This is a genomic window from Pseudoalteromonas sp. 0802 (assembly GCF_013350085.1).
In the GTDB taxonomy this organism is placed as follows: Bacteria; Pseudomonadota; Gammaproteobacteria; order Enterobacterales; family Alteromonadaceae; genus Pseudoalteromonas.
In genome coordinates, this window is the sequence record NZ_JABVXE010000036.1 from 1 (window position 1) to 12,089 (window position 12,089).

Here is a 12,089-nt window from a genome sequence, read left to right on the forward strand (position 1 = left end):
CGAAGTTGGATTTTGGATCTGAGAAAAAAGAAGCAGCCTAGCCGTTAAGCTAGACTGTAGAAGCCCAGTGATCAGAGCGAAGCGATGTCGCTGGGTAGTTCACCATGTGGCCTTTTTGATTGAATAATACACAAGCTAGTGTTATCAAAATTTCCGAGAAATACATTGAACGACGCGAAGCGGCATCGATGACTAGTCCACATATGATCATTGTTTTGGCCTTTTCAAATTGGAGTAATTCTCATACTTCCATATCAAAACCCTTAGATAAGACCCTCCAATAATAATATAAAAATTTGTACTTGAGTTATATACAGTTACCAGCCTGATTTTCATTTTTGATTTGCATTTTGCAAATCACTTTAGAATTTCAATACCAAGATAAAGTTAATATATTGTATTTTAAGGCTTTATTTTTTGGCATGCTTCTGGCTTTAGTTAAAGTGAGCAAAAGCTCTTCAATTCTAAAGGTGATCAAAATGAAAAAATCATTAAACAATCTAAACGGTAAAAAACAAAAAGGTTTTGTATTAACTTCAGAGCTAATCATCCTATCAACATCAATGGTTGCAGCTTTAGTTATTGGGCTCTCTACTTTAAGAGACTCTGTAACAAGTGAGCTAGAGGATGTAGCTGAAGCAATCGGAGCTCTTGACCAAAGTTACGCATTCGATGGACTTATCAATGCTGAAGGAACTGCAGAAGTATCTGGTTCAGCATTTATCGATTCAGTTGATGTATACGCAGGTGATGAATCGTCATTTACCTTTGTTGCCTCTGACTTTAGTGAAAGTGCAGCACTTATTAGTGCGACTCCAAGTGGTGACGCTGCAACTCGAACTGCTGCGGGTGGCTCTCTTGGTAATTAAACCTATATAGTCACTGCCACAAAGGGTGGCAGTGAGTTTCTTTGGAGGTGCATCATGAAAACAAAGCATAAAGGAGCTACAACAGCTGCCATGACTTTACTATTAACTTCAGGCATGCTCGCTTCAGCCATAGGTGTTAGACAAGTAAATTCAGAAGATCAAATCTCAGCTTGGACAACGAATAAGAATTTATCTGCTGGTCAAGTTATTACGGTCCATGATGTTACACAAATTCAATTAGATAAAAGCAAATTTCCAAATTTATCTTTATCTATACAAAACCCTCGATCACTAATTGGCAAAAAATTAGCTGTAAATAAAAACCAGCAGCAGTTAATTTTTGATGCTGACTTAGTGAGAGCAACTAGAAAAAGCTTATCAGAAGCAATCCCTGCTGGTCGAGTTCTTTACACTCTTAAACTACCAAGTTTAGATATTCCTTTATCTCGAATTCATAAAGGAGATAGGCTTGATATCGTAGCTAAAACTCAAGGAGTGGTTAGAACTGTAGCAGCAGATGTCCAGTTAATTGGTGTATCTAAATCACCAACTAGTCCGGCTTCAAAAAGCCCTCTTGATACAGCTTCAAGTTCGTCAAGCAGTGCTAGCAACACTTCTCTTGTATTAGCTGTCTTACCAAAAGATGTATATTCGCTTGCTGGAATCAGCTTCGAAGATAATGTTTCTGTGATTGTGCATAGCGCTTATGACATAGAGCAAGGCCGGATTCAAAAGTTTGAAAGGTTACAAAGGAATAGAAAAATTGAAGTTGTCAAAGGAACTAAAAATGAAGCTGTTTTAGTTTCTAAGTGAGCTACTATGTTTAACTTCAAAATTAATAATGATAATGCCCCTGAAAGCCCAAGTCTATTAGACGTTAAAGGGTTGCTTCATGACAAAGTAATCGAAGAGTTAGAAGAGAACTTTACAAACTTTAATGAGCTTGACTTAGCAATAGCAGTTAGAGCAATTTCACAAGAGATTGAGTTTTTCGATGGGTTAGATTTATCTGACCTTCAAATATCACAAATCATCAGTGCTGTAGCGGATGATTTATCAGGATACGGGCCTATTGCCCCATACATGATTGATGAAAATATTAGTGACATATTAATAAACGATTTCAATGATATATGGGTTGACAAACAAGGGCGTTTAGTTAAAACCCCAAGCAGCTTTGATAACCCTAAGCATCTCCTTAGATTTATCGAAAGAGCATTAAACCAGTGTGGTAAACAAACTAACACTTTGTCTCCAGTGGTAGATGGAAAGCTTCCTGATGGTAGTCGTTTAAACGTTATTATTCCCCCTGCTTGTACAACGACTGCCATCGTTTCTATTCGTAAATTTAGTCATAAAACCATAACAAAAAGCTATTTAATACAAAGCGGCCTTATTGATTCCAATTGGCTTGAATTTCTAGAGTGTGCTGTTGAAGCTGGTGCAAATATAGTTGTAAGCGGGAATGCTGGTGCAGGTAAAACGTCATTTCTCAATGTACTGTCGAGCGCTATAAGTGAGAACGAGAGAGTTGTAACTATTGAAGAAAGTTCGGAATTAAAGTTACATCATAATCATGTTGTTCAGCTAGAGGCACATAGTGCAAACAGTGATGATAAGGGTAGCATAAGTTTAAGTGAATTGGTGAAGGCTGCTCTAAGAATGAGGGCTGATAGAGTCATAATCGGTGAGGTACGCTCTAGTGAAGTGATTGATATGCTACAGGCAATGAGCTGTGGCCATCAAGGATCTATGACAACAGTACATGCTAATAGTGCTTATGATGCAATTAGTCGAATCTCAACATTGACACAGCTACATAACCAGCAATTTAGCTCAGATCACATCGACGCTCTAATCGGTTCATGTCTTCAGTTAATTATACATCTAATTAGAGACTCTGATGGGAAAAGGAAACTTAAGAGTATTGGTGAAGTTTACTATGAGGAAGGCACACTAAAATTCAGAACGCTTTACTCTGATACTGATAGATTTATTTTTGATAAAAGTGAATCTGCAATAATTAAATTTATGCGAATGCGTGGTATTGAGGAGTCTAGGCTCGAGGCATTATTCCAAAATATAGAGGGTAGCGATGATGATTGATTATTTTCTATCTATAGGAGCCTTCATTTTAGGTATCGCTGGTATTTTAATACTTTACTTGGTAAGAAAACCGGCAACACCAAGTAAACGTAATATTGAGGAAGATATTCTTTTTCAACAAGATACCCTTACTCAGTCTATAAAAGTTATTGGAATACCAAGTAGTAGGCTGTGGATAATATTTTTTACTGCTTTAATCAGCCTATTAGTATGGTTTGGATTGGATGCAATTTTCCCCGATGCAAGAACAAGTAAGTTAATTATTTCCTTAATTATTTTTGTGGGCATCAATATTTTGATTATTGACTTAGGGCAGTTTTTTCTTAACAGGTTCGAAACTCAATTCATTGAATACATAGAAACTATTCATACTTGCCTACAAACAGGTCTTTCACTGCAACAATCTTTAGAGTTCGCTCAAAACTACGCAGGAAAAAGTATAAAGAAGCAAACATATTCATTAATGCAAAAATTACAGCTAAGTGCTGATATTAATGGTGCATTGGCGCCACTGTTAAATAGGTACAGTTGTGAATCTGTTCGTCTTTTCTCTCAATGTGTGATTACACATTATGAGACGCACTGCGATCTCACAGACATGTTCAAGAGTGTCACACAGATCTTGTCTAGAAGAGCGAGAGATAAACAACAAATAAGAAGTAAGCTATCAGGAACAAAGTATGCTGCAGTGTTCAGTGGCATTCTCCCTTATATATTAGTCCCTTTATTTAACTACAAAGATCCTACGTGGTTTGATCCATTATTATCTCATCCTAACGGTGTGGTTTTTTTAACGGTAGCATTTTTATGTCAGCTTTTTGGCTTAATTTGGCTTAGAGTAAGTTTGAAGGTGAAAATATGATTGATTTAGCCCTTTTTCTATCGCTTTTCATTAGTATTGCTGCATTCATATACATTAACAAGCAATCACCTGAGGCTGAAGTTCCGAGCGGTAAACTTGCAAAGCCAAAGGTTTGGTATTTTGGCCTCATCTTGAGTTCAAAGTATTTGCGCCAAGCAGGTATTCAGGTAACTAAATTGCTTATACCTATATTTTTGCTGAAGACTTCGTGCGCGATATTAGCATATGTTTTGATAATAATTGCAGAGCTGCAACCACCACTAATTCTTAAAATTACTACTATTATTAGTGGGTTTTTTGTACCTGAACTCATCTTTGTAATTGTCAGATATCAAAGAAAACAGGCAATAGAAGGTAGTTTCGAGTTTTTTTTACAGGTATTTCTCGTATATTTAAAAGCAGGGTTTTCACTAGAGCAGGCTTTATCACATTCTATTTCTCACGGCCTGAGCAAGAAGAACCCTTTATTTAAAGAACTCAAACTTTTTGTTTATGAAGTTTCTGCAGGTAAAGAAAAGCATGCCGCTTTTAAATTTCTGTATTATCGGACCGGAGTTAAAGAAGTTAAGAAACTTTCTAACTTACTTTTGGTTGGTTCTACCTTGGGAACACCCTTGGTAAATTCAATAGAAAGTCTATTAGAAAGCTACGAATTAAAGAAATCAGTACTACTTGCAAAAAGGATTAATAGGAAGTCACTTCACACTACTTTTCCTATTTTACTTATTTGCTTTCCAATGTTTTTGGTACTTGTGTTCTTTCCATCAGCGCTACAAGTAATGAATGTTTTAAGCTTGCTTGTTGATTCAATATAAGGAGACGGTATGAGAAAGCAAAAAGGTTACATATTAACGATAGAGCTGATTCTTATCATTACTATTTTAGCAATTGGATCGATGGGTGGAATTGTTTTAGTAAGAGACGCTGTTATAAAACACAATGCAAAAAAGGTAGATAACGAAGTTGTCGTTATTGATAGCGGAAATAATAAGTTAGGTAAGGCAATTTCGTTTGACGAACATGAAGCACCATTAATCTTTTTTCATGATCGTAGTTCTGAAAAAACTTATCGAGCATTAATTGGAATTAGAGATGATAGATTTACTTCCAGGGAGGCTATTTATTATGACGCACCTAATTGCCAAGGAAATCCATGTATAAAGTCAGTTAGTGATGAAGATTCCGACAGTTCGGGTATTAGTCAAATAGTTAGTACAGGAAATGTTAGTTATATTAATGCATTACAAAATGGCCCTAATTACGCTATAGGTCAAAGGGACGGCACATTTATAGGTAACTTATTCAAATCAACACCTCTTAGTTGCCCTGCAAAAGATGATGAAATTGTGTCCAGATATATGTCCCAAAAGGTTACCTCTGGCACACCTTGTGAAAGTTTTGAAATTAATAAAGTACCAGCAGATAACAGATGCTTGGTTGGTGTATCTAATACAAGTATTGATTTGTTTGGAGCCACGACAACGACAGAACTTCAAGCTCTATGTGACACATGCCCTGAGGGCTTTACATCTCAAGGCGATATTCTGCAGCTTTATTTACCAGAAATTGAATCTCTACTAGCTACAGCTCTAGATACGTTGAGTTTAATTGGGGTTAGTGCAAATTTAGACTTAGAAATTGGAACTATATGTTGTCCTACAGGAACTGTATTAGAAGAGGACGAGAATATAGTTGAAACACTTGTTTTCACGATTCTTAAAACAGCATTTAACTTGCTTGGCATAGATTTACTAAATAACGATTTGATAATTAATGCATTAGCTTTGATTGGTATTGAACCAGGGATAACAAACTGTAAGACACCACTTAATTTACAGCTAGCAGAGCCAGTTGTGAATCCTGTAACAAATAAGCCAGTTTTGGAGGCTGTGACGCCCCCATTTACGATTGTATTACCACAGACATCCTCTGCTGGCTCACAATTCTGGTTTCCTACGGAGCCGAAAGGGGAGAGATCTAATGATTAATACAATTAATAATGTGGATATTTTCGATGATGGTTTGAATGGCCCCAATGGTGAGGTTGTTAATACGTTAAACCTATTACAGCAGTTTTATGACTTTCCGGTAGTGAAGTTCATTGATTATAAGGGCGAAAATAACCATGAGATTTTTCTATCTGTTAGTAAGGAAAAGGCTAAACATTCAATTGAGTTTTTGATGTCTATTTCTGACCAGGAGAAAGAGGTAATTTATGAAAATACTATTGATGAATTAAGATTCGAAAACGAGCGGGACACTTATCTTCTTTTTTACATCCAAATTCCTATTTTCGCGCAAACGGGAGAGAGTATTGGATTATTAGTTTTAGGGGATACTGAATCTAGAGTTTTTAATGAGAACCATAGAGGACAATTAAATACGTTCATAAACCTGATTCAAACACAAATGCAATCATTTGAGTCTGTGGGAACTTTTAAAAAGAAAGAACGCGTCAGAAGTTCAAATAAAATATCAATTCTCAGTACCAAAACAGTTTCATTTTTCATTGCATTAGTAACTTCAATTGTTGTTGGCCTTTTCTTATTTAAATATCAGGCTAATGAGTTAATAAGCCAAAATAAATATCAAACACAAAAGCTTAAAATGACATTATTCGACGCAATCGAGCGGTTCGACTCTCAAGCTTCTAGCTTGACAAATAAGGACCAATTGTTGGTTGGGTATATTTTAAGTGGGAAATCGGTTGATGTGAATGATTTAGAGAAAATTGTAACTACCGGTGAACAAGGCTCCTTAACGTACAAAGGTTACGCTCTAATAAGCGAAGATAATTTAGTCGTGTGGAGTAGAACTAATTTTGACCTTGGAGCCTATAACCTTCGTGACTGGGCGGAGAATAAGTCAAGCGACTTTGAGATTATCACAATAGCTGACACCGCGTTTTTAGTTCATAAACTAGATGAAATCAAGGGAAACTTCTTTACGATTAGTGCTTTTGATTTGAACCAATTTTTTCAATCAGTTATATCAAAACTAAATACTCAAGATTACTCTATATACTTATCCACTAATGAGCTTTTTTTAAGTTTATATGGGGAGGCATCTCAACGTAACTTAAGTGGAGCAATAAGTGCTTCTACAAAGATCTTTCCGAGTGAGTGGAGGATATTCGTTAAACCTAATACACCTATTCTAGACGCTAGAGTAACAAATTCTTTCATTACGCTTTATATCGTAATTAGTTTAATACTATTCTCAGTAGTTTACTATTTCTTACGTTTACCTCGAAGGTTACAAGAGGAGATACAACAGAAGAATCAAACCTTGTTGAAAAGAGAGGCATTTTATTCAAGTGCACTTGATTCATTACCTGACGCTTTTGCTATTTTTGATACTGATGATGAGCCGCTCATAACAAACAAAGCATACTCAACTATTTTTGATGGTATTAAGAATGCAGATAAATTAGCTTTCTATGAACTAATTCAGATAGGAGAAGAAAGTGGTTTGATCACTCATCACGAAGTTCATCATAAGCTAGAGGGAGATCAAGACAGAATTATCGATTTGGGCTTTAGTTCAGGCCGATGGTTGACGGTAGTACAAAGGGATATGGAAGATGGTAGCTATGTAAGCTATTTCCATGATGATTCAGAAGCACATAATAAAGAGCGTTTGCTGAAGGGGATTTTGGAAAAATCAAAGAGTAATGTGAGAGCTCAAAGAGAGTTTATAGCTAAGGTTGCTGGCAAACTTTCAAAACCTGTGTGTTATTTGAGAACCTTTGATGAGTTAGTGAATACCCAAGAAAAAAGGAATTTACTTGAATCTGTAACTTTACAACTAGATTGTACTTTGGGTTTGTTAGACGAATTTTTATCGGCTAAGGCTCAGAATAGAAAATTGAATACCAGTAAGTTTGAAGTGACTGAAACTATAAATAGTGTTGTGAAATCTATCCAATATGAGACAGCGGGTAAGTTAGTTTATAATGAAAATACTGAAAAGAATGCTGTCTGGATATTCAGTGATCAGAGAATGTTCAAGCAATTAATAACGCATTTTCTCTCTCAAGTTCTTGAGGTTGCTAGACACACTGTCTCAGTCAAAGCTGAAACTAAGCATAATGATCAATTTACAGAACTACACTTAGAGTTCAAATACAAAAGTACAGATGAGTCAAAGTTTATAAAAGCTTTAAAGCATCTAGAATTTATTAAAAAATCAGATGAATCTCTGGAAGTTAATTTTTTTATCTCGCTATTCAAGATTCTTGGAGGGCAGGATGTCTTGTTTAGTAATCATGAAAATGAAAATTGCATTACTTTGGTTTGTAAAGTTGAGGATGAAGAAGGTGAAGTTTCAAGTAACTTAGCAGTAAATAAAACCTCTATTCTTTTGGTAGATGATGATCCTCTAGTCGATGTTGTTGTTAGGGCTGTACTTAAAGATCAAGATTTTGAAATTGATTATGCTAATAGCGCTATTGAAGCCCTGCTTTCACTTTCTCAAAAAAAATATGAAGTAATATTAATGGATATCGTTATGCCAGAGCTGTCAGGAGTTGAAGCGCTGCATAAGATAAAAAAACATAGTTGGTGTAATAACACTGCGTTTATAGCTCACACTGCTAGTGATAAAGAAAATTGTTATGAACATTACAAATCTTTAGGTTTTGATGATGTTTTGCTAAAGCCAGTGAAAAAAGATGAGTTATTAAGGTCGATAGACAAAGTTTTATCTGCAAAAGGTGACAGCCATGATTGATATTAATGCACAACAAGATACTCAATTACCTTTGGATAGCCTAATTGAGTATGCCTTGAAAAGTAATAGCTTTTATATGAGCTACCAGCCGATTGTTTCAACTAGTAACAGTAAGTTAATAGGCTTTGAGGCATTAATCCGTAACCGTATAAACGATTCGAGGCTAAGACCTGATCACTTAATCCCTCATCTCGAAAGAACAGGGCAAATAATAGAACTTGGCTCATGGATACTTAAGCAGTGCTTGGTCGATTATAAGACGCTAGAGAGTTATGGTTTGAAAGACTTCACGATGTCAATTAACGTTTCGCCAATTCAAATAATAGATCACGATATTACAATAGAAATTAGCAATTTGATTAATGAACTAGGAATATCCCCTAAAAATATTAAATTAGAGTTAACTGAAACAGCACTAATAAGCGATTGTAATAAAATAGCTAAGTCATTTGAGCGCTTAAGAGAAATGGGCATAAAGGTTTGGCTAGATGATTTTGGAACTGGGTTCGCTTCTTTAAGTTTACTAAGACAATTCAAGGTTAATGGTATAAAAATTGATAAAAGTTTTATAAGCAATATAGCTACTGATAATGATGATTTCACGCTTTGTAGTGCTGTTATAGCAATGGCGCAGAGGTTGAATTTAGAATTAATAGCTGAGGGTGTAGAAACCTCACAACAACTGCAAATATTAAATTGCCTAGGTTGTGACAATATCCAAGGCTATTTAATCGATAAACCATTGACATTACGTGATGTCATAAATAAATGGCGAAGTTAAATTTGCTTAACGATGAAAGAATTCTATACTTTTATTAGTACATAATTATGAGGTGCTGTTGTGATTAATACTACAAAAATAGAGCAGCTAAAGTGTGATGTGGGTACTGACATTTTTCTTGAATTAGCGTCTCACTTTGCTAATGAATTAGAGCAACAGCTCAAATCATTAAAATTAGTCTCAACTGAAAATAAAGATGGCCAAGATAGTATTCACGACACTCTGCATACTTTAAAGAATACAGCTAGCCTATATGGGGCAGACTCACTGGCAAATATGGCATCCCAATATTACGAAAAAGATGATGTAAATTCAGTAGAAGTCATAGAATTATGTATTGAAATATCTAACTCCAGAAGGGATTTTCTTAAGGCAATATCGCTAGGTGAATGATGTCAAAACCAATACTGTACATAGTAGAAGACAGCATTGCTGCAGGAGCAATGTATAAAGCTTATTTTGAAAAAAAAGGATATGAGGTATCTCATTTTGTAGATGGCTTCAGTGCAATGTCGGCTATCAAAAATAAGGTGCCGGATGTAATTATTCAGGATGTGTGTTTACCCGATGTTTCTGGTATTGACGTTCTTAAATTTGCTAAAAAAATAGATAAAAAAACTGAAGTTGTCGTAATTACGTCTAATAGTTCCATTGATGTTGCGGTTACAGCTATGCGTGAAGGGGCCTATGACTTTATTGAGAAACCATTTGAGAATGAGATACTTTTATCTGCTGTCCAAAGTGTACTAGAACAATCCATATCAAGTGGTACTCAAACAGTCAGCACAAACCTACCAGGAGCAAAGGTTAAATCAGATATTGACTTTATCGGTGATTCAATTTCGGTTCAAACAGTAAAGCGAATTCTTAATTCAGCAGCTCGTTCTAAGGCATCAGTGTTTGTGACTGGTGAGAGTGGTACTGGGAAAGAAGTGTGTGCTGAATATCTTCATGATTGCAGCAATAGGCATGATAAATCATTTGTTGCGATAAATTGTGCAGCTATCCCTGCCGACTTATTTGAATCAGAATTTTTTGGTCATGTTAAAGGTGCTTTTAGTGGTGCCATCTCAGACCGAAAAGGCGCTGTTGAAATGGCGAATGGGGGTACTCTTTTTTTAGACGAGCTTTGCGAGATGGCTTTGCCTCTCCAAGCTAAGCTTCTACGGTTCTTACAAACAGGTTTATATTCAAGGGTAGGCTCTTCAGATGTTGTTAGTAGTGACGTAAGAGTTGTATGTGCGACGAATAGGAATCCTCAAAAGGAAGTAGCTGATGGTAGGTTCAGAGAAGACTTATATTATAGATTAAACGTTATACCTGTAAACTTACCTCCTCTTAGAGAAAGAGAGGAGGACATCATTATTCTTGCTCACTTTTTCCTCCAAGAAAAGTGTAAATCAGCAAATAAGCTATTCAAGGGATTTAGTAAAAACACTGAAAAGGCATTTTTGTCATATGATTGGCCTGGTAATATCAGAGAGCTTCAGAATGTTATTGAAAATTGTGTCGTAATGAATGAAGGAGATACTGTAGAATTAGATATGCTCCCTCAATTTAAGAGAGAAGCATTAAAGAGTAATGTGAGTACTGCTAAAAAGTCTCTGTTGAGCGAAATTGAAGCTGAGCTTACAGATGAGATCATACCATTGTGGCAAGTAGAAAAAGAAGCTATAGAGTCAGCAGTGCATATATGTAATGGAAATATACCACTTGCAGCTGTTAAATTAGGAATAAGCGCCTCTACATTATATAGGAAAATTAAAAATTGGGAGGAGTTAGCTTAATTCTAGTTTTTATAATTACATTAATGTAAGAATTGGCGTTCTTTGTTAAAAAACTTGCTGCGTTGTTGTAACCAAGGGTTATTCATAATTTGTGGCGCAGCTTGATAATGGCGCTCAACCACTTGGTTTAAGGTACGGGTTGATTGCGTAAAATTAAGTTGCTGCTGTGCAGCACCCATATTAGCAATCTCGGCATCTGTCATTGCACGACCAGCAAATAACAAGGCGTTTAAGTAACCCGGCTTAGTTTCGTAGTCATTATCGGTTAAAAGTAAGGCCGCATCGTTGATTGCCCAGCGCTCATTGATTTCACCTTCATCTTTAATACCAATCAGCTCGCCATCAAGATAAATTTTTAGTGCCCCGTTGTTTGGAGCAGCATAAAACACAAAAGCAATACGGTGCCAGCTGTTTGCCAAAAGCTCGCCAAAGTAACCACTGTCACTGGTGGCAATACCGATGGCGTTATTTCGGCTGACGTAAAGGTCTGCGTCATTATTATTGGTAAGATCTGTTTGTAGTAATGAGCGCCACTCATTGGTGCTTTGTTCTGGCCACATAATATCCATCACTAAGGTGTAATCAGCGATAAGGCCTTTTGTTTGGTAATCACCGTTTGCAGCACTATTAGCCGTTAAGGTTAAGCCTTGCGTTGGGCTATGGCGAGCAAAGGCGAGCACGCCTGAAGCACCGTTTGTAAAATCAGCTATTTCAAGCTCACTGGTGGTGGCAAATTGGCTATCTTCTGGCCCCCAATTTTTGTATTCAGGGTCATAAAAGCTGAGTGTTGCAGGGCCAAAGTCACTGCTAAAGCCTTGCTCAGGGTTGTTAAAATTCCATACTGTGACCGCATCATCTGCTTTACACGCATTAAGTATGTTATCGGTATCGATATATAAACATTGGCTGGTGCGTGCTCGCGCGTAGTTATCAAGTAGCCACCAACTTTCAGC

10 protein-coding genes and 1 pseudogene are annotated in these 12,089 nt (G+C 36.4%); 10 read left to right on the forward strand and 1 reads right to left on the reverse strand.

Annotated features, from left to right (window positions below):
* Positions 1-479: 479 nt before the first annotated feature.
* From HUS61_RS20525 to HUS61_RS20570, 10 genes are read left to right on the forward strand one after another with little or no spacing between them, the layout of a single operon-like run.
* Positions 480-869 carry a hypothetical protein gene (locus tag HUS61_RS20525; RefSeq protein ID WP_175080769.1) on the forward strand — a complete coding sequence of 130 codons (390 nt, stop codon included), beginning with the start codon at positions 480-482 and terminating at the stop codon, positions 867-869.
* A gap of 54 nt (positions 870-923) precedes the next feature.
* Positions 924-1,682 carry a hypothetical protein gene (locus HUS61_RS20530; protein ID WP_175080768.1) on the forward strand — a complete coding sequence of 253 codons (759 nt, stop codon included), beginning with the start codon at positions 924-926 and terminating at the stop codon, positions 1,680-1,682.
* Between the two features lie 6 nt (positions 1,683-1,688).
* Positions 1,689-2,975 (forward strand): CpaF family protein, encoded by a 1,287-nt coding sequence (locus tag HUS61_RS20535; protein ID WP_175080767.1) that lies wholly within the window; start codon positions 1,689-1,691, stop codon positions 2,973-2,975.
* On the forward strand, positions 2,965-3,837 hold the full coding sequence (locus HUS61_RS20540) for a type II secretion system F family protein (RefSeq protein WP_175083602.1): 873 nt from the start codon (positions 2,965-2,967) through the stop codon (positions 3,835-3,837). The genes HUS61_RS20535 and HUS61_RS20540 overlap by 11 nt, the downstream gene beginning before the upstream one ends.
* Positions 3,834-4,652, forward strand: a complete 819-nt coding sequence (locus HUS61_RS20545) for a type II secretion system F family protein (RefSeq protein ID WP_175083603.1) — start codon at positions 3,834-3,836, stop codon at positions 4,650-4,652. The genes HUS61_RS20540 and HUS61_RS20545 overlap by 4 nt, the downstream gene beginning before the upstream one ends.
* A 9-nt stretch (positions 4,653-4,661) precedes the next feature.
* Entirely contained in the window at positions 4,662-5,825 is a 1,164-nt protein-coding gene (locus HUS61_RS20550) for a hypothetical protein (RefSeq protein ID WP_175083604.1), read from the forward strand.
* On the forward strand, positions 5,818-8,568 hold the full coding sequence (locus HUS61_RS21720) for a response regulator (RefSeq protein WP_258536071.1): 2,751 nt from the start codon (positions 5,818-5,820) through the stop codon (positions 8,566-8,568). The genes HUS61_RS20550 and HUS61_RS21720 overlap by 8 nt, the downstream gene beginning before the upstream one ends.
* A complete protein-coding gene (locus tag HUS61_RS20560; RefSeq protein WP_181447828.1) occupies positions 8,561-9,349 on the forward strand; it encodes an EAL domain-containing protein in 789 nt (262 codons plus the stop codon). The genes HUS61_RS21720 and HUS61_RS20560 overlap by 8 nt, the downstream gene beginning before the upstream one ends.
* A 60-nt stretch (positions 9,350-9,409) precedes the next feature.
* Positions 9,410-9,742, forward strand: coding sequence for a hypothetical protein (locus HUS61_RS20565; protein ID WP_175080763.1), 333 nt, complete (start codon positions 9,410-9,412; stop codon positions 9,740-9,742).
* Positions 9,742-11,136: a sigma-54 dependent transcriptional regulator gene (locus tag HUS61_RS20570; RefSeq protein WP_258536072.1), complete on the forward strand. Its 1,395-nt coding sequence runs from the start codon at positions 9,742-9,744 to the stop codon at positions 11,134-11,136. The genes HUS61_RS20565 and HUS61_RS20570 overlap by 1 nt, the downstream gene beginning before the upstream one ends.
* Before the next feature lie 20 nt (positions 11,137-11,156).
* Here the strand turns inward: HUS61_RS20570 and HUS61_RS20575 are convergent.
* Positions 11,157-12,089 (reverse strand): annotated as a pseudogene (locus HUS61_RS20575) (metallophosphatase); the annotation flags it as partial.

What these genes read in the sequence shown, in the direction of transcription:
- HUS61_RS20525 (WP_175080769.1), top strand. Translation starts at nt 480, where the DNA reads ATGAAAAAATCATTAAACAATCTAAACGGTAAAAAACAAAAAGGTTTT.
- HUS61_RS20530 (WP_175080768.1), top strand. Translation starts at nt 924, where the DNA reads ATGAAAACAAAGCATAAAGGAGCTACAACAGCTGCCATGACTTTACTA.
- HUS61_RS20535 (WP_175080767.1), top strand. Translation starts at nt 1,689, where the DNA reads ATGTTTAACTTCAAAATTAATAATGATAATGCCCCTGAAAGCCCAAGT.
- HUS61_RS20540 (WP_175083602.1), top strand. Translation starts at nt 2,965, where the DNA reads ATGATGATTGATTATTTTCTATCTATAGGAGCCTTCATTTTAGGTATC.
- HUS61_RS20545 (WP_175083603.1), top strand. Translation starts at nt 3,834, where the DNA reads ATGATTGATTTAGCCCTTTTTCTATCGCTTTTCATTAGTATTGCTGCA.
- HUS61_RS20550 (WP_175083604.1), top strand. Translation starts at nt 4,662, where the DNA reads ATGAGAAAGCAAAAAGGTTACATATTAACGATAGAGCTGATTCTTATC.
- HUS61_RS21720 (WP_258536071.1), top strand. Translation starts at nt 5,818, where the DNA reads ATGATTAATACAATTAATAATGTGGATATTTTCGATGATGGTTTGAAT.
- HUS61_RS20560 (WP_181447828.1), top strand. Translation starts at nt 8,561, where the DNA reads ATGATTGATATTAATGCACAACAAGATACTCAATTACCTTTGGATAGC.
- HUS61_RS20570 (WP_258536072.1), top strand. Translation starts at nt 9,742, where the DNA reads ATGTCAAAACCAATACTGTACATAGTAGAAGACAGCATTGCTGCAGGA.